Below are 18005 nucleotides of genomic sequence, written 5' to 3'. Positions count from 1 at the left end.
GGATACCGCCCCGAGGGGGAGGGCAATCGCATATGGGAGTCACCGGGCTCTCAGTGATCCTCCACCGCGTAGCGGGGGAGGGGGACCAGCGAAGCTGGTGGAGGGGGCGACCGCAAACACCGGCGCTTACCGCCGCCCCCTCCACCGCCTGCGGCGGTCCCCCTCCCCCGTTTCACGGTGGAGGAGCACCTAGAGTGCAGCGCGCAACGCCATATGCGATTGCCCTGCCTTGGGGAGGGAACAGGGGTGGGGGCGGCAACCACCGGGTTCTCGTGGAGCACGTGACAGCAGCCCGGCGAACGACTATACCCCCGCCCATCCGTCGGACCTTGACCCCTTCTGGATGAGAGATATGGACCTGAATTCGCTTGATCTGCCCAAGCGTCCCGAGGACACGCGCGTCGTGGTCGCGATGTCGGGGGGCGTCGATAGTTCCGTCGTTGCCGGGCTCCTCGCCCGCGAAGGTTACGATGTGGTGGGCGTTACCCTCCAGCTCTACGACCATGGCGAAGCGACGCACCGCAAGGGCGCCTGCTGCGCGGGGCAGGATATCCACGATGCCCGGCGCGTGGCGCAGGCCCTGGGCATCCCGCATTACGTGCTCGACTATGAAGAGCGCTTCAAGAACTCGGTGATGGAGCCGTTCGCCAACGCCTATCGGCAGGGCGAGACGCCGGTGCCGTGCATCGCGTGCAACCAGAGCGTCAAGTTCGTCGACTTAATGGAAGTGGCCAAGGACCTGGGCGCCGACGTGCTGGCGACCGGGCACTACGTCCAGTCCAAACTCGTCGACGGCAAGCGCCGGCTCTATCGGCCGGTCGATGACTCGCGCGACCAGAGCTATTTCCTGTTCGCCACCACCGAAGAGCAGCTGGATTTCCTGCGCTTCCCGCTCGGCGGCATGACCAAGCCCGCGGTGCGCGAGCTGGCACGCGAGTTCGGGCTGGAGATTGCCGAAAAGCACGACAGCCAGGACATCTGCTTCGTGCCGCAGGGCAAATATGCCGACGTGATCCGCAAGATGCACCCCGAGGCGCTGGCCGAGGGGGAGATCGTCCATCTCGACGGGCGCGTGCTGGGCAAGCACGAGGGGATCGTCAACTACACCATCGGCCAGCGCAAGGGCCTTGGCGTCGCGGCGGGCGAGCCGCTTTATGTGGTCAAGCTCGAGCACCGCACCGGCAGGGTGATCGTCGGCCCGCGCGAGGCGCTGATGACCAAGACGGTGCGGCTGCGCGACGTGAACTGGCTGGGCGAGCGCGAACTGGCGTCGCTGGCGGCCGGCAACGGCATGCCGATCGAAGTGAAGGTGCGCTCGACCCGGCCGCCGCAGGCGGGCGCCGTGCACATGGCCGATGGCGAGGTCTTCGTCACGCTGTTCGCCGGCGAGTACGGCATCTCGCCGGGGCAGGCCTGCGTGTTCTATGCCGACGAGAGCGAGACCAGCGAAGTGCTGGGCGGCGGCTTCATCGCAGAAGCCGTGCCGCAGGCGCTGGTGGCTTAGCTACTTAAGCTGCCAATGTCGCTTGTCCGAAGCCGGGATCGATGCAAACGTGCCAGCGCGCCTGAGCTCTTGAGCCGCCCAGCGCATATCATACTGCCAAGTGTAGAATAGGTCACCCGACGAGCGTAACTCTCCTTCATGGGTGTCCCATATGTATTGCTGACCTCAACAATGGTGGCCTTGCCTCCATTGGATTTGACGGCTGTCAGCACCCACTGCTGTAAGTCTATCTTGCTAGCCATGCGTTCCCCCTTCTGCACGGTGCTTACCGTGTAGCGATTCGCGGGCGTGGGGGAAGGTCAGTAACTTATGGAGTGTTCGCCGCCGCGCCAGTCGCAGGTTGTGTCGCCGATTCCTTGAGCTGCTGGTAGTTGCCGAGCCCGCCCAGCATCGCCGAGATGATGTAGGTCAACAGCAGCGCTCCGAGCAGCAGCAGCACGATGCGCTGGCGGTTGAGGCGGAACGGGCTGTCGGGCTTTTTCGGGTCATCGGACATAACGATGGGTTAGCCCTCCCGTATCCTCATCGCAAGAGCAGGAGGTGCGGCGTGTAGCTGCGGGCACACGCTTCCGGCTCTCAGGAAAAATCTTCACCTCCACCCCAAGGATCAGCCGCCGTTCATCGTCTTACCCCTAGAACACCGGCTGAAAGCTCACACGGGTGCTACGGTCCTTGACGCCTGAATTCATCAATAGCGGGGTGCTCGAGGCCCCGATCGCCGATGAAACGCTGATCGCGCGGGCGGTCGGCGGCGATCGGCATGCGTTCGGCGAGCTGGTCGAGCGGCATTATGATTTCATCTTCCGCACGGCGTGCAAATGGTGCGGCAAGGTGTCGGACGCCGAGGATGTGGCGCAGGAAGTGTGCATCAAGCTCGCCTCGGTGCTCAAAAGCTTCGACGGGCGCTCGGCGTTCACCAGCTGGCTCTATCGCGTCACCCTCAATGCGGTGCGCGATATGCAGCGGGCGAAGAGCCGGCGGGGGCGCAATGCCGATCGCTATGCCGAGGTGGCACCGGATGAATACCTGCCCGAGCAGGAAGACGCAGCGACCTCGCGGGAGCTGTGGAACGCAGTGCGCAGACTTCCCGAACAGCAACGGGATGCGGTGCTGCTGATCTACGCGGAGGGGATGAGCCACGCCGAAGCCGGCGTGATCATGGGGTGCAAGGAGGCAACCGTCTCCTGGCATGTCCACGAAGCCAAAAAGACCCTGAGGGGGCTCCTATGAGCAACCACATGAACGACGACGACAAGCTCCGGGCGCTGCAGCAGGCGCACACTCCGGCCCCTTCCGAGGCGGCGCGCCGCCGCGCGCTCGATGCGGCGATGCTGGCCTTCGATGCCGAGCAGACGAATGCGAAACAGGCCGCCCAAGGAAATCGGCTCATCCAGCGTCTCAGGTCCATCTTCGCCAAAGCGAAAGGGACCTGGATCATGGATAACCGCCTCACTTACGGCCTCGGCACCGCGGCCGTCGCATTGCTGCTGCTGCCGCTCGGCTACCAGCTCTACACGTCCACCGCGATAACTCCGATCGGCGTGACGCCGACCACGGTCAGCACCGCCGGGACAGAAAAGCCGGTGGCGCAGCCCGAGCCCGTGCCGATGGAACGCGGTCGCGCCGAAGCATTGAAGAAGGAGGCTGGTGGTGCTGCCGCGGCAATCAAGGCGGAACAGGCGCCGGCCACCGCCGACGCCGATACGAGCACCTCGAACCTTGCAGCTGCGGCACCGGAAGGCGAGGCCGGCCTTGTGCTGCGCGATGAAGTCGCTCCGCAGAACAGCATGGCGATGGATGCGGCTCCGCCGGTGATGCCGGCGGCACCAATGGCCGAGATGCGGATGGCGGCGCCCAAGCAGATGGCCGCCCCCGGGACGGCACAGCTCGAATCCTTCGCCACGGCAACGGCGCCGGCTCCGGCCGACGCCATGCTGGCCAAGCCGACCGAACCGAGCGGCGACGCGTTCAGCAAGTTCTCGGAGTCGCCGCTCAAGATCGTCAAGAACGAGCCGGTTTCGACCTTCTCGATCGACGTCGATACGGCCTCCTATGCCTATGTGCGGCGCGCGCTCACCGAAGGCTGGGTGCCGGAGCCCGATGCGGTGCGGCTCGAGGAGCTGATCAACTATTTCAACTACGACTATCTGGCGCCGACGGATGCTTCGACCCCGTTCAAGCCGACGGTATCGGTCTATCCGACGCCGTGGAACGGCAAGACGCAGATCGTCCAGATCGGCATCAAGGGCTATGTGCCTGTTGCAACCGAAGACAAGGCCTCGAACCTGGTGTTCCTGATCGACACGTCGGGGTCGATGGATGAGCCCGACAAGCTGCCGCTGCTGAAGCGGGCCTTCGCGTTGCTCGTCGACCAGCTCGGGGCCAACGACACCATCTCGATCGTTGCCTATGCCGGTTCGGCCGGGGTGGTGCTGGAGCCGACCAAGGCCACCGAGAAGGCCAAGATCATCGGGGCGCTGGAGAACCTGTCGGCCGGTGGCTCGACTGCCGGCGCCGAGGGCATCGAGCTCGCTTATCGGCTGGCCGAGCAGAATAAGGTCGCCAATGGCGTCAACCGGGTGATCCTCGCCACCGACGGCGATTTCAATGTCGGGATCGACGACCCGGAAGCGCTGAAGACCTATATCAAAGGCAAGCGCGACGGTGGGGTGTTCCTGTCGGTGCTCGGGTTCGGGCAGGGGAACCTGGGCGACGATACGATGCAGGCGCTGGCCCAGAACGGCAACGGCAATGCCAGCTACATCGACAGCTTCAAGGAAGCCCGGAAAGTGCTGGTCGAGGATGCCGGCGGCACGCTCGAAACCATCGCCAAGGACGTGAAGATCCAGGTCGAGTTCAACCCGGCGGTGGTCAGCGAGTACCGGCTGATCGGCTACGAGACCCGGGCGCTGAACCGTGAGGATTTCAACAACGACAAGGTCGATGCCGGCGAGATCGGAGCGGGCGCCACCGTCACCGCGCTCTACGAGATCACCCCGGTCGGCTCGGGCGCCGAACTGAACGATCCCCTGCGCTACAGCTCCGACGCGACGGCCGAAACGGCCGACAGCGGCGAGATCGGCTTCCTCAAGATGCGCTACAAGCTGCCCGACGAGGAGACCAGCAAGCTGATCGAACAGGCGATCGGCAAGGAGCAGGCGGTTGTGAGCCTGGCGCAGGCTTCCGATGACTCGCGCTTCGCCGCGGCCGTCGCCGCCTTCGGGCAGAAGCTCAAGGGCTCGAACTATGGCGAGATGAGCTGGGCCGACATCCGCGCACTGGCGCAAGGCGCCCGCGGCGCCGACGAGAACGGCTACCGCGCCGAGTTCATGCAGTTGATCGACATGGCGCGGTCGCTTGCACCGGACAGCGCGACGTCGCCCAGGCAATAGCGCCGCCCGCCCCCCACGGCGCTAGAGAGCGCGGCCCCGCTGCTGTCGGAGCCGCGCTCGACTGTTGGGGAGTGGGAACCGGCGGCCATCGCCTCCCCCCCTTTGAGGGGAGAGAACGAGGGAGGGGGTGGTTCTGTGATCACCGATGGAGCCCCACCCCCAACCCCCTCGCCTCAAGGGGGAGGGGAGCCGGCGCTCCCGCGCGCAGTTTTACAGCGGCTTCAACCCCGCTTCGATCTCGGCCCGGCGGCCCTCGAGGAACGGGGGAAGCGCCAGCCGCTGGCCGAGGGTCTCGAGCGGTTCGTCGGCGGTGAAGCCCGGGCCGTCGGTGGCGATCTCGAACAGGATGCCATTGGGCTCCCGGAAGTAGAGCGACTTGAAGTAGAAGCGCTCGACCTCGCCAGAAGAGCGGACGCCGAACTCAGCCGTGCGTTTCACCCACTCGTCGAATTCGCCCTTGTTGGGGGTGCGGAAAGCGACGTGGTGCACGCCGCCCGCGCCCTGGCGGGCCTGCGGCAGGTCGGGGTTCACCTCGACATGCAGTTCGGCGGCGGCGCCGCCTTCACCCATCTCGAAGACATGGATCTCGCCGTGCTTCTCGCGCGCTGGGTAGGAGCGGACTTCGCGCAGGTTCATCACCTTGCTCAGTACCGGCTCGGAACGACGCAGATCGGGAACGGCGAGGGTGATCGGCCCGAGGCCGATGATCTGGTGCTCGGCCGGGATCGGGCTTTCGGCCCAGGGATGGGCCGGCGCCGATTTCGGATCGGCGATCAGCCGGAAGCGCTGGCCCTCGAAATCCTCGAAGTCGAGCGACAGGTGCCCGGCGCGCTCCTTGATGTTGCCCGAGGCGATGTCCTTTTCCGCGAGGTGCTCCTTCCACCAGTTGAGGTCGGCCTCGGAATGGACGCGCAGCCCGGTGCGGGACACCTCGTGGTTGCCGCGCTTGTTCGGCGCCGCGGGCCAGTCGAAGAAGGTGAGGTCGGCGCCGGGCGAGGCGATCGCATCGCCATAGAACAGGTGATAGGCGCTGACATCGTCCTGGTTGACGGTCTTCTTGATCAGCCTGAGGCCCAGCGTGCGGGTGTAAAACTCGACGTTGCGCTGCGCCGCGGCAGTGATGGCGGTGAGGTGGTGGATACCTTTGAGTTCGAGGGTCATGTGGACCTCCTGATGAAAGCTCGTGCCAACCAGATAGGCGATCGGGACTGCGCCGGATAGCAGCCCACAGCCGACGCATTGTCCATCAATAATGAACGATGCCTTGCGTGATGTTTCATCCGCGCGCATCGGCGCATGTCTTTTTGAGTTGAACGGCCATAGCCCTCATGGGCACAGTCGATGCGAACATAAAGTGAACGAAATGACTCGACTGACTCTGCCACGCAAGCTCGCGATCCTCTCGGACGCGGCCAAATACGATGCTTCCTGTGCCTCGAGCGGTTCGGTGAAACGCTCGAGCCTCGCGACCGGCGGCATCGGTTCGACCGAGGGCAGCGGCATCTGCCATTCCTATGCGCCGGATGGACGCTGCATCTCGCTGCTCAAGCTGCTGCTGACCAATTTCTGCGTCTATGACTGCAGCTATTGCGTCAACCGCTCGTCCTCGAACGTGCCGCGCGCCCGTTTCTCGGTGGAGGAGGTAGTCGGGCTGACGCTGGATTTCTACAAGCGGAACTATATCGAAGGGCTGTTCCTCTCCTCGGGCATCATCCAGTCGCCCGACTACACCATGGAAGAGATGGTGCGGGTGGCGCGCACCCTGCGCGAGACGCACCGCTTCGGCGGCTATATTCACCTCAAGGTGATCCCCAACGCCTCTCCCGAGCTGCTGGCCGAAGCCGGCCGCCACGCCGACCGGTTGTCGACCAATATCGAGCTGCCGACCGACGTGAGCCTCGAAACGCTGGCGCCCGAGAAAAAGCCCAGCGCTATCCGCACGGCCATGGCGCATATCGAGGCAAAGCGCGAGGAGAGCCGGCCCGATGGCAAGATCGAGGGCAAGCGCAAGCCGACCAAGCTGGCGCCGGCCGGGCAGTCGACGCAGATGATCGTCGGTGCCGACCGGGCGACAGACGCCACTATCCTCGGCCGCAGCGCCGCGCTCTACTCGGGCTATGGGTTGAAGCGGGTCTATTACTCGGCTTTCTCACCGATCCCCGATGCGAGCTCGAAGCTGCCCTTGGCGCCGCCACCGCTCATGCGCGAGCACCGGCTGTACCAGGCCGATTGGCTGATCCGTTTCTATGGCTTCAATGTCGATGAAATCGTCTCGGGCGGCGCGGATGGGCTGCTCGATCTCAAGCTCGACCCCAAGCTGGCCTGGGCGCTGGCGCATCGCGGGCAGTTTCCGGTCGATGTGAACCGGGCGGCGCGGGAACTGCTGCTGCGCGTGCCCGGCCTCGGGGTGAGGGTGGTCGATCGCATCCTCAGCTCGCGCCGGCACCATCGGTTGACGCTCGCGGATCTGGCGCGCATGGCCGGCTCGATCGACAAGGTCAGGCCGTTCGTCGAGGCCGATGACTGGTCGCCAGGCGGGCTGACCGACGACGCGAAATTGAGGGGCAAGCTCACTCCGGCGCCGAAACAGCTGGAACTGTTCTGATGCGTGCGGTGCGGCTCGCAGCGCTCAACGATTTCGACGAGTGGCGGGCGGCCGCGCGGCGCCTGCTGCTCGATGCGGTGCCACCCGACGAAGTCGTATGGCTCGATCCCACCACGCCGCACGATCTGTTTGTCAGCGAGGCTGCCGTCGAGCAGGTGACCGAGCGCAGAGTCGGGGTGGTGCCGCAGCGCTTCATCGACTGGGCCGAGGCCGGCATCTGCCACAGCGACCCGGAGCGCTTCGCGCTGCTCTACCGGCTGCTGTGGCGGCTGCAGAAGGACCGGGGATTGATGGAGGCACGCTCCGACCCCGATGTCGGCCAGCTCGACCGGCGCGTTTCGGCGGTGCGGCGCGATGCCCATAAGCTCAAGGCCTTCGTGCGGTTCAGGTCGGTGGCCGATGCCTCCGGGCTCGAGCGCTTTGCGGCGTGGTTCGAGCCCGAGCACTATGTGCTGGAACGGGTGGCGCCATTCTTCGTGCGGCGCTTCACCGGCATGATGTGGGCCATCGTCACCCCCTATCGCTCGGCGTTCTGGGACGGCGAGAACCTCGAGTTCGGCCCGGGCGGGCACAAGGCCGACGTGCCGGCGGAAGATGCGATGGAGGATGCCTGGAAGAGCTACTTCGCGTCGATCTTCAATCCGGCGCGGCTCAAGGTCGCGATGATGAAATCGGAGATGCCGGTGAAATACTGGCGCAACCTCCCCGAGGCCGAACTCATTCCCTCCCTGATACGCGGCGCCAAGGCAGCGGAGGCGGAAATGATCGAGCGACAGGCCAGCATCCCACCATCAAGGCACATGCGGCGCGCCGAGCGGCAGGTCGATGAGGTGGTGCCCGAAGTCGAAATCACCTCGCTCAGCGCGGCACGCGACGCGATCGAGGGGTGCCGCCGCTGCCCATTGTACGAGATGGCGACGCAGGCGGTGTTCGGCGAGGGACCCGCCCATGCCGAGGTGATGTTCGTCGGCGAGCAGCCCGGCGACCAGGAGGACCTGGCGGGCAAGCCCTTCGTCGGGCCGGCCGGCAAGGTGTTCGATGCGGCAATGACCGAGGCGGGCATGGACCGCGATCGGGCCTATGTCACCAATGCGGTCAAACACTTCAAGTTCGTGCCGCGCGGCAAGAAGCGGCTGCACCAACGGCCCAATATGGGGGAGGTGAAGGCGTGCAGGTTCTGGCTCGATCTCGAGCGCGAGTTCGTCAAGCCCAAGCTGATCGTGGCGCTGGGCGCCACAGCGGTCGCCAGTCTTGCCGGCAGCGGCACGACGCTGAGTTCGGTGCGCGGGAAACTCACCGAGTTGACTGACGGCACCCGCATGTTCGCGACCGTGCACCCCTCATACCTGCTGCGAATGCCGGACCGGGCCGAGGCAGCACGTGAACGGGAGCGGTTCGTGGCCGATCTCAGGGAGATCGGGCGCCTGCTGGGGTGAGGAGTTCAGCCGGGCGGCAAAGCAGGCGCCAAGATATAGACAGTGCCGTTGTGCACTTCATGCGTGGAGAGCAGCGGCCGCGTCGCCTGGAGGGTGGCGATGGTCGCCTCGGCGTCGCTTCTCGGCTGCATCGCGAGATAGATGATGCGAGCTGAGGCAGGGGCCTTGGCCACCTGCGCAGGATCGAGATCAGCAACGAAGCAATCCCCGCGCGCCGGGACGTAGTAGTCGAGAACGACCTCGTCGACCGGCGAGGACATGGCCAAGCAATCCATAGGCTGAAGGTCTGAGCGAACTTGTGCCGAGATGGCCCGCCAGTCGCCGCGGGGGTCTGCGTCGGCAAAGAACAGCGTCGCGATCCCCATGGCGAGGGCGACCACGCCGGCTACAGCAACACCCCGAAGTGTCCGTGCCGGCATCAGTATGGCGAGAGCGAACAGGATCAGGAAGGCCGGCAGCGAGCCGATAAGATAACGGTCGAAGAACACCGGCTCGACCAGCAGCGAGGCGATGATGCCCAGGAGGCTGGGGAGTAGCGTCCAGCTCAGCAGCAGCGGCAGCCAGGGCCAGGCCGGTCCCGGTCCATGTCGGCGGCGGAGGAAAATCAGCCCCGGGATGGCCAGCACCAGCAGGATGAACATGGCGCTCGTGACCTTGCGCCACTGCAGCAGGATATAGTCGGGGGTAGGCTGGCCGATCCAGAACCCCTCCTTGGCTATGGTCTGCGCCCGACCGATGAGGATCAGCGCCCAGGGCACGAAGCTCAGCGCCACCAGCAGTTCGGCCAGGATCAGCTGCGGCAGTGCCTGCCACTCCCGGCGCAGGGCGATCGTACAGAGTGCGCCAAAGCCGATGCCGATCCAGGTCAGCGCGCCATAGGGATGCGCATAGATCAGCGGGATGCCGCTGAGGCCGAGCAGCAGGGCGCGCGCCGCGCGGGGCCGATCGAGAAAGTACACCATCGCCCAGGCATGCGCGGTCGCCGCGCAGCCGAGCAGCGCATACATCCGCGCCTCCTGGGAATACCAGACATGGTAGCCCGAAAGCGCCAGCAGGCCCGCCGCAATCAGGCCGGCGCCGCGACCACCGATGCGGCTGCCTAGGCCATAGAGCAGCGCGACATTGATCACCCCCAGCACCGCCGAGGGGAGCCGCAGCACCCATTCTGCGCCGCCGAACAGCTGCACGCAAACCCAGGCCAGCAGGTTGTAGAGCGGTGGGTAATTGTCGAGGGCGGTGCGGGAGATCACGTCGGCAAGCGAGCCGTTGACCTGCAGCCAGGTAGCTGCCTCGTCGCGCCACAGGCTTTGCTCACCGAGGCTCGGAAAGCGCAGCAGCCCGGCGACCACAACGATCACAGCCAGCAAGGCCAGCGCCACCGCCCGCGGGGGTTCGTAACGGATCTGGTTCACCAAGCCTCCGAGGGGGTCAATGGCAGACGGACGGCCATTCCCCGGCGGCCGCGTGAGGCCCACGGGTGGGCCTCAGGTGTGTCGACATCCCAGCCCTGCGAGCGCAGCTCTCCGGGCCTGATCTCCTAAAATCGCTCCACTGGAGCGATTTTGCCGGTTCGCGGCCGGAGGTCAGTCCTTGGCGCGTTCGACGTAGCTGCCGTCGGCGGTCATCACCACGACCTTGGTGCCAACGCCGATATGGGGCGGGACCATGGTCTTGACGCCGTTGTTGAGGGTCGCCGGCTTGAACGATGAGGAGGCGGTCTGACCCTTCACCACCGGCTCGGTTTCGACGATCTCGAGGGTGACGCGCTGCGGCAGTTCGATCGACAGCGCCACGCCCTCGAAGGTACGGATATAGACTTCCATGCCATCGGTGAGGTAGGCGGCCTGGTCGCTGACCACGTCTTCGGAGACGGCGATCTGCTCGTAGGTGGTGGGCTCCATGAAGTGGTAGCCCTCGCCGTCGTGGTAGAGGAACTGGTAGGCGCGCTCGTCGACGTCGGCCTTTTCGACCATCTCGACGGTGCGCCAGCTGGCGGCAACCTTCACACCGTCCGAGATGCGGCGCATATCGACCTTGGTCACCGAGTTGCCCTTGCCGGGATGGATATTCTCGGCGACCAGCACGATGTAGAGCTTGCCGTCGTCGTGTTCCACGACATTGCCCTTGCGCAGCGACGAGGCGATGACCTTGACCATTAGTTCTTCCTTGTTCAACGGTTGGCGAGGGCCTAGAGAGCGGCAGCAAAAGGCCGGGCCGAACGCGCTAATCTGATGTATCGGTGCCGCCGATACCCTAATTCCGCGAAAACCGCCAGTCCCGAGCCGAAAGACGTCGCCTTGCCCGCTTCCCCGCCAGTCCCGCCGGTTTCGCCATGGTGGACGCCCTCGGTGCATGCCGACCGGCGCCCGGCGCTCCTGGCGCGCAACCGGATCGAACTGGCGGTGCGCAATTACCTGGGCGCTCGGGATTTCCTCATGGTCGACCCACCGGGGCTGCAGCGCAGCCCGGGCAACGAAACGCACCTGCATGCCTTCGCCACCACGGCGATCGGCAATGACGGGGTGGGGGAGACGCTCTATCTCCACACTTCGCCGGAATTCTCGATGAAGAAGCTCCTGGCGGCGGGCGAGCGGCGGATTGCCAGCCTCGGCCATGTCTGGCGGAATCGGGAGCGGAGCGCGCTGCATCATCCCGAGTTCACCATGCTCGAGTGGTATCGGGCGGGCGAGCCGTATGATGCGGTGATCGCCGACTGCGTGGCGCTGTTGCGGCTCGCGGCCGAGACGGCGGGTGTCACGACGCTCAGGTTCCGCGGTCGGGAGTGCGATCCGTTCGCCGCGCCCGAGCGGCTGGGCGTGGTCGAAGCATTTCAGCGCTTTGCCGGGATCGACCTGTTGGCGACGATGGATGCCGCGGGCGAGACCGATGCCGAGGCATTGGCCGCCCAGATGCGAGCGGTTGGGCTCGAGGTTCCCCGGGACCATACCTGGTCCTACCTGTTCAGCCGCGTGCTGGTGGAAAAGGTCGAGCCGAATCTAGGGTTGGGGCGGGTGACGGTGCTCGATCGCTATCCGGCCGCCGAGGCGGCGCTGGCGCGGCGCACCGGGGACGACTTGCGCCTGGCCGAGCGGTTCGAGCTCTACGCCTGCGGAGTCGAGCTGGCGAACGGCTTCGGCGAGCTCACCGATGCGGCCGAGCAGCGCCGCCGTTTTGCCGCCGAGATGGATGAGAAGCAGCGGCTCTACGGCGAAACCTATCCGCTGGACGAGGAACTGCTGGCGGCCTTGCCGCTGATGGAGGACACCAGCGGCGTGGCGCTCGGTTTCGACCGGCTGGTGATGCTGGCGGTCGGGGCGCGGCGGATCGAAGACGTGCTGTGGGTGCCGGTGGTCGGAGGCGACAGATGAAACAGGATCGGGCGATCCGGACAGCGAAGGATCTGGTTGCGGCCGGGCTGCTTGAAGCAGACCACCTTGGCGATGCCGAAGCGGTGGCGAAGCACTACGCCATCGCGGTGACGCCGGCGATGGCAGGGCTCATCGACCGGGCCGACGCGAACGATCCGATCGCGCGGCAATTCGTCCCCGGTATCGCCGAGCTCAGCACCACGCCGGAGGAACGAGCCGATCCGATCGGTGACCTCTCCCACTCGCCCGTCGAAGGGATCGTGCATCGCTATCCCGACCGGGTGCTGCTGAAGGCCGTGCATGTGTGCCCGGTCTATTGCCGGTTCTGCTTCCGGCGCGAGATGGTAGGGCCGGAAGGCCTGGGAACGCTGTCGCCAGACGCGATGGATGCCGCAGTCGGCTATATCGCCGCTCATCCCGAGATCTGGGAGGTGATCCTCACCGGCGGCGACCCGCTGGTGCTGTCGGCGCGCCGGCTCGAGGAGATGATGGTCCGGCTGAGGGACATCGCGCATGTGAAGATCGTGCGCTTCCACAGCCGGGTGCCGGTGGTGGAGCCCGAGCGGGTGGACGACAAACTGATCGCCGCGCTCAAGGCGAGCGGCAAGACCACCTATGTGGCGCTGCATGCCAACCACCCGCGCGAGCTGACCCCGGCAGCGCGCGCGGCGGCGGGGCGGCTGGTGGATGCCGGCGTGGTGATGCTCAGCCAGTCGGTGCTGCTGCGCGGCATCAACGACGACCCGGACGTTCTGGCCGAACTGATGCGCGGCTTCGTCGAGATGCGGGTCAAGCCCTATTACCTGCACCACCCGGACCTGGCGCCGGGCACGGCGCATTTCCGGCTGTCGATCGCCGAGGGACAGGCGCTGGTGCGCGGCCTGCGCGGCCGCGTATCGGGCCTCTGCCAGCCGACCTATGTGCTCGACATCCCCGGCGGCTACGGCAAGACGCCGATCGCGGCGAGCACTGTCGAGGCGACCGGCAAGGGCGAATATGCCGTGTCGGACTGGCAGGGCAGGGTGCACCAGTATCCGCCGGCGGGCAGCTACTAGCGGGACGCACGCCCTCGTTTGGTCTCTGCCAAAAAAACTTCCTCCCGCCTGTCGAATCCCGCTCTCGCGGTTCGATTAGCTTGCGAAGGGCAGGACGGAGCGCTTGCCCACACAACGCGTGGAGCTTGCCATGATCCCGACCATCACCGCCTTCGCAGATTCGCCCGACCAGGGCGCCGGTCAGGCCCGCGACATGCGGGTGCGCTGGGCCCTCGAAGAAGTCGGCCAGCCCTATGATGTGCGGCTGGTGTCGTTTGCCGAGATGAAGCAGCCCAAACACCTGGCGCTGCATCCCTTCGGGCAGATCCCGACCTATGAGGAGGGCGATCTCGGCCTGTTCGAGTCCGGGTCTATCGTGCTGCATATCGCCCAGCAGCACCCGGGCCTGCTGCCCGAGGACAGAGCTGCGCGCGCCCGCGCCATCACCTGGATGTTCGCCGCGCTCAGCACCATCGAGCCCCCGATCCTCGATCGGGAGGCGGCCGAGTTTTTCGAGAACGACAAGCCCTGGTATGCGGAACGGATGGAAGGGGTCGAAGGGCGCATCCGCACCCGCCTGGCTGCCCTCGCCGGCCGGCTCGGCGATGCCGATTGGCTGGATGGCGCGTTCAGCGCCGGCGACCTGGTGCTGGTGGGCGTGCTGCGCCGGCTGAAGGGCTCGGCGCTGCTGGCGGCGCATCCGAATCTCATCGCCTATGTGGCCCGGGCCGAGGCGCGGCCGGCGTTCCGGCGGGCGTTCGCAGCCCAACTGGCCGTGTTCACCGACGCTCATGCAACGGCCTGAGCATTGCTTAAGGGCTGGGTAACCTGATCCCCACACCATGGCGGCAGCGTCGCTCGACCTGCGTCGCTGCCGGTCGACATCGGGGCGCTGCGGCGCTCCGATGCGTGTTTCAGGGGATCTGTATGCTCAAGGTGTTTTCGGCATTGTGCGTGGCGCTGCTGGCGACGGCGGCCAGCGCCGAGGAATGGATATATGAGGACGCCAGCGTGCCGATCGCCTATTTCGACAACGGCGATGCGCAGTTCCAGTTCGCTTGCCGCGGCGGCGACTTGGCGATGGGCTTCTGGGTGCGCGCACCGCACCGGCAGGTGGCCGGGGCGAGTGCAATGAACCTGGCGATCACGCCCGATGCGGCGGAAGGCTCGGCGGTCTCGGCGGCCCGCGGCAGCAGTTTCGCTCAGGATATTCCGCTGATCCACAGCGATGGCAGCTCGATGATCGTGCGCGGCCCGGTGGCTCGCCAGTGGGCCCGCATCGCCCAGCAGGCTCAGAAGGTGATCCGGGTCGCCTATGTCCGCCCAAAGTCGGGCGGGGGGCTCGAGGTGTTCGACAGCCATATTTTCGGCGCGAAGGGATCGTCGGCGGCGATCAAGCAACTGCTCGAGCGCTGCCGCTAGGCGCCAGTCGGTGCGTGTGGCTCCCCCCACCCAGCTGCGCTAAGGCTTCGCCTAGCTGCGCTACCCTCCCCACAAGGGGGAGGGAGACGGAGGGAAACCGACGCTGCAATCGGTCTCCCTCCCCTTGATGGGGAGGGTCGCGCAGCTTGCCCGCTCCAGCGGGCTTAGCGAAGCTGGGTGGGGTGGGGCAGCACGCCCGGTGTCGGCTCTGCAGATGGACGGTGTGTGTAGAGCACGGGCCGGCCACCTGCTCCCCGCTTATCACGCCGCGGCGCGCACCGCCTCGACCGTGCCGTCGACGATGACGTGCGGCAGGCCGCGCGAGCAGGTCTCGATGCGAGCGTCGACGCGATAAACATCGCGCAGCAGCTCGACGGTGATCACGTCGCTGGATTTGCCGCAGGCGGTCATCCGGCCGTTGACGATTACCATGGTCTGGTCGGCAAAGCGCAGCGCCTGGTTGAGATCGTGCAGCGCGATGAGGACGATCATGCCGCGGGCGCGCGCCGTCTGCTGCATGAAGCCGAGCACTTCCACCTGCCGATGCAGGTCGAGGGCCGAGGTCGGCTCATCCATCAGCAGGATTTCCGGTTCGCGCACCAGCGACTGGGCGATGCTCACCAGCTGGCGCTGGCCGCCGCTCAGCTCGCCCAGGTTGCGGAAGGCAATCGGCCGGATGCCGAGCGCGGCGATCACGGCATCGATGGCCTTGAGGTCGCCATCCTCGACGCCCCAGCCGGAGCCCTGCTTGCGAGCAAGCAGGATCGACTCGTAGACCGTGAGCACGGCGTTGGCCGAAGTGTCCTGCGGCATGTAGCTCAGCGCCCGACCGGCGTGCTTCGCATCGGCCACCGCGACCGTGCCGGCACCCTGGATCAGGCCGGCGATGCGCTTGAACAGCGTCGACTTGCCGGCAGCGTTGGGGCCGATGACGGCGACGATCTCGCCGGCGGCGAAGGCGGGAGTGGTGACGCCGCTGACCACGGTCTTGCGGCCATAGCCCGCCGCCACCTCATCGAGCTTCAGGCTTACCATGATTTCCTCATGTTGCTGACGATGAGCGAGAAGAAGAACGGCACACCGACCAGCGCGGTGATGATGCCTATCGGGAACACCACGCCCGGGACGATCGACTTCGAGACGATCGAGGTGACCGACAGCAGCAGCGCGCCGCACAGGACCGAACCGGGGAGGAAGAAGCGCTGGTCTTCGCCCAGGATCATGCGCGCGATGTGAGGGCCGACCAGCCCGACAAAGCCGATGGTGCCGACGAAGCTGACCGGGATCGAGGCGAGCAGCGCAACGATCAGCATGGTTTCGAGCCGCACATAGCGGACGTTGACGCCGAAGCTCGCGGCCTTGTCTTCGCCGAGCCGCAGCGCGGTCAGGGCCCAGGCATGGCGGGCGAACAGCGGCAGGGCCAGGACGAGCACCAGCGCGGTGATGCCGACCTTCTCCCAGGTCGCCTTGGTGAGGCTGCCCATGGTCCAGAACACCACGGTGGCCAGCGCCTGTTCGGAAGCGAGGTACTGGAGGAATGCAAGCAGGGCGTTGAAGGTGAAGACCAGTGCGATGCCGAGCAGTACTACCGTCTGTACGGTGACGCCGCGGGCCTGCGAGATAAAGTGGATGAACATCGTCGCGACCAGCGCCATCAGGAAGGCGTTGACCGGCACGGCGTAGCCGGCAGGCACCGGCAGGAACGGCACGCCGATGACGATGGCCAGCGCGGCACCGAAACTGGCGGCGGCGGAAATGCCGAGCGTGAACGGGCTCGCCAGCGGATTGGCGAGGATGGTCTGCATCTGTGCGCCGGCGGCCGAAAGCGCGGCGCCGACGACGATCGCCATGACCGCGACGGGCATGCGGATATCCCAGACCACGACACGAATCTGGTCGGGCGCCGAGGCCGGGTTGAGGATGGCGCCGACGACCTCGAGGATGTCGTACCTGGCCGGGCCCCAGGCGACATCGACCGCGAAACTGAGCGCGAGCGCCATGGTCAGGCCGGCGAGGATCAGGATGCGCTTATAGGCAAGGGCACGGTATTGACCGTGCCCTGCCAGTTCCGCGCCTTGTGCGACAACGGTGCTCATCAGTCGTTCAACGACACCCAGTAGCCGGGCTTGTAGGCAATCGGCAGGAAGCGCTCGTGCAGCTCCCTGAAGGTCGCCTCGGGATCGAGATCGGCGAACAGGTCGGGGTGCAGCCACTTGGCAATCTGCTGGATGGCCACGAACTGGAACGGGTTGGTGTAGAACTGGTGCCAGATGGCGTGGACGTTGCCCGTCTCCTTGGCCTTGACCCCGGTGAAGGCCGGCCGGTCCATCAGCGCGGCGAGCTTCACCTTGGCGGCGCTCAGGTCGGCACCGGCGCCGACGCCCACCCAGATGCCATCGGGCTTGGCGCTCTGGCTCCAGTTCGAACCGGTGGAGATGTAGACGTCGGGGTTGGCGGCGATGATCTGCTCGCCGCTCACCATGCCCTGGGCGCCCGGCAGGATGTCGGTGCCGAGGTTGTGGCCACCGGCGAGCTTGACCATGCGGCCGAAATTCTCGTCGCCGAAGCTGGCGCAGCATTCATCGAAAAAGCCCGGCGCTCGCTCGAGGAAGACCAGCGGTTCGGTCGGCTTTTTGGCCTCGATCACGTCGGTGACGCGCTTGATCTGGGCCGTCCGGAAGGCGTTGAACTCGGCGGCGCGCTGCTCCTTGCCGAACAACTGGCCGAGGATGGTCATGCTGGCCTCGGTGTTCTTGAATGCCTCGAGGCGGAAATCGATGAACACCACCTTCACCCCGATCGAGTCGAGCGTGTCGAAGAGCTTCGACTCCTCGGCAGGGGTCCTGGATTCGAGCGGCAGCAGCAGGACGTCGGGCTTGAGGCTGACAGCAAGCTCGGTCTGGAAGGTGCCGTCGGTCAGGTTGCCGAAGACCGGAATGTCGGACATTGCCGGGAACTTGGCCAGGTACTCGTTCCAGGTGTCGAGGTCGGCGGTGCGCACGTCGTCGCGCCAGCCCACCACCCGCTTGAACGGGTCCTCGGTGTCGAGCACCGAGACGAAATAGATCTGGCGGCCTTCGCCCAGGATGACGCGCTCGACCGGTTTTTCGAAGCTGACCTCGCGGCCGGCCACATCGGTGACGGTGAAGGCCTGGGCCTCGGCGACGGCGGTGCCGACCAGCGCCGAAAGCGTCGCGATGGCGACAGCGAAGAAAGTTCTGCGAAGCATATTGCATCTCGCTCG

General features: G+C 66.1%; 16 protein-coding genes. 9 read left to right on the top strand and 7 right to left on the bottom strand.

Features of this window, described 5'->3' with window-relative positions:
* The first annotated feature begins 352 nt into the window (after nucleotides 1-352).
* A complete protein-coding gene (gene mnmA / locus APS40_RS05305) occupies nucleotides 353-1504 on the top strand; it encodes a tRNA 2-thiouridine(34) synthase MnmA (RefSeq protein WP_055046064.1) in 1152 nt (383 codons plus the stop codon).
* Nucleotides 1505-1811: 307 nt separating this feature from the next.
* On the opposite strand, the gene APS40_RS05300 is transcribed toward mnmA, so the two are convergent.
* On the bottom strand, nucleotides 1812-2000 hold the full coding sequence (locus APS40_RS05300; protein ID WP_055046063.1) for a hypothetical protein: 189 nt from the start codon (nucleotides 1998-2000) through the stop codon (nucleotides 1812-1814).
* Nucleotides 2001-2176: 176 nt separating this feature from the next.
* Between APS40_RS05300 and APS40_RS05295 the strand changes: the two genes are divergently transcribed.
* Nucleotides 2177-2734: an RNA polymerase sigma factor gene (locus APS40_RS05295; protein WP_236884202.1), complete on the top strand. Its 558-nt coding sequence runs from the start codon at nucleotides 2177-2179 to the stop codon at nucleotides 2732-2734.
* Between the two features lie 8 nt (nucleotides 2735-2742).
* Entirely contained in the window at nucleotides 2743-4896 is a 2154-nt protein-coding gene (locus APS40_RS05290; RefSeq protein ID WP_055049556.1) for a vWA domain-containing protein, read from the top strand.
* 210 nt (nucleotides 4897-5106) lie between these two features.
* Here the strand turns inward: APS40_RS05290 and APS40_RS05285 are convergent, their stop codons facing one another.
* Entirely contained in the window at nucleotides 5107-6057 is a 951-nt protein-coding gene (locus tag APS40_RS05285) for a ring-cleaving dioxygenase (protein WP_055046062.1), read from the bottom strand.
* Between the two features lie 202 nt (nucleotides 6058-6259).
* On the opposite strand from APS40_RS05285, the gene APS40_RS05280 reads away from it, so the two are divergent.
* Nucleotides 6260-7501: a putative DNA modification/repair radical SAM protein gene (locus APS40_RS05280; RefSeq protein WP_055049555.1), complete on the top strand. Its 1242-nt coding sequence runs from the start codon at nucleotides 6260-6262 to the stop codon at nucleotides 7499-7501.
* Entirely contained in the window at nucleotides 7501-8937 is a 1437-nt protein-coding gene (locus APS40_RS05275; RefSeq protein WP_055046061.1) for a UdgX family uracil-DNA binding protein, read from the top strand. The genes APS40_RS05280 and APS40_RS05275 overlap by 1 nt, the downstream gene beginning before the upstream one ends.
* Before the next feature lie 5 nt (nucleotides 8938-8942).
* On the opposite strand, the gene APS40_RS05270 is transcribed toward APS40_RS05275, so the two are convergent.
* Nucleotides 8943-10349: a glycosyltransferase family 39 protein gene (locus APS40_RS05270; protein WP_197279443.1), complete on the bottom strand. Its 1407-nt coding sequence runs from the start codon at nucleotides 10347-10349 to the stop codon at nucleotides 8943-8945.
* Nucleotides 10350-10520: 171 nt separating this feature from the next.
* Nucleotides 10521-11093 carry an elongation factor P gene (gene efp, locus APS40_RS05265; RefSeq protein ID WP_055046059.1) on the bottom strand — a complete coding sequence of 191 codons (573 nt, stop codon included), beginning with the start codon at nucleotides 11091-11093 and terminating at the stop codon, nucleotides 10521-10523.
* 192 nt (nucleotides 11094-11285) lie between these two features.
* On the opposite strand from efp, the gene epmA reads away from it, so the two are divergent.
* From epmA to APS40_RS05245, 4 genes are all read left to right on the top strand, one after another.
* On the top strand, nucleotides 11286-12305 hold the full coding sequence (gene epmA / locus APS40_RS05260; RefSeq protein ID WP_236884201.1) for an EF-P lysine aminoacylase EpmA: 1020 nt from the start codon (nucleotides 11286-11288) through the stop codon (nucleotides 12303-12305).
* Entirely contained in the window at nucleotides 12302-13360 is a 1059-nt protein-coding gene (locus tag APS40_RS05255; RefSeq protein ID WP_055046057.1) for a lysine-2,3-aminomutase-like protein, read from the top strand. Before epmA ends, APS40_RS05255 begins: the two co-directional genes overlap by 4 nt.
* A gap of 130 nt (nucleotides 13361-13490) precedes the next feature.
* A complete protein-coding gene (locus APS40_RS05250; RefSeq protein ID WP_055046056.1) occupies nucleotides 13491-14144 on the top strand; it encodes a glutathione S-transferase family protein in 654 nt (217 codons plus the stop codon).
* Nucleotides 14145-14266: 122 nt separating this feature from the next.
* Nucleotides 14267-14761, top strand: a complete 495-nt coding sequence (locus APS40_RS05245; RefSeq protein ID WP_055046055.1) for a hypothetical protein — start codon at nucleotides 14267-14269, stop codon at nucleotides 14759-14761.
* Nucleotides 14762-15022: 261 nt separating this feature from the next.
* Here APS40_RS05245 and APS40_RS05240 read toward each other — a convergent pair whose 3' ends face one another.
* The 3 genes from APS40_RS05240 to APS40_RS05230 are packed head-to-tail and all read right to left on the bottom strand — an operon-like array spanning nucleotide 15023 to nucleotide 17990.
* Complete coding sequence (locus APS40_RS05240; protein WP_055046054.1) at nucleotides 15023-15796, bottom strand: ABC transporter ATP-binding protein; 774 nt, start codon at nucleotides 15794-15796, stop codon at nucleotides 15023-15025.
* Entirely contained in the window at nucleotides 15790-16857 is a 1068-nt protein-coding gene (locus tag APS40_RS05235) for a FecCD family ABC transporter permease (RefSeq protein WP_055046053.1), read from the bottom strand. Before APS40_RS05235 ends, APS40_RS05240 begins: the two co-directional genes overlap by 7 nt.
* On the bottom strand, nucleotides 16857-17990 hold the full coding sequence (locus APS40_RS05230) for an ABC transporter substrate-binding protein (RefSeq protein WP_055046052.1): 1134 nt from the start codon (nucleotides 17988-17990) through the stop codon (nucleotides 16857-16859). Before APS40_RS05230 ends, APS40_RS05235 begins: the two co-directional genes overlap by 1 nt.
* Nucleotides 17991-18005: the final 15 nt, after the last annotated feature.

It is taken from the genome of Devosia sp. A16 (assembly GCF_001402915.1).
Taxonomy (GTDB): Bacteria; Pseudomonadota; Alphaproteobacteria; order Rhizobiales; family Devosiaceae; genus Devosia_A.
The sequence above is the reverse complement of the archived record's forward strand: the minus strand, read 5'-3'. Positions and strand labels throughout refer to the sequence as shown.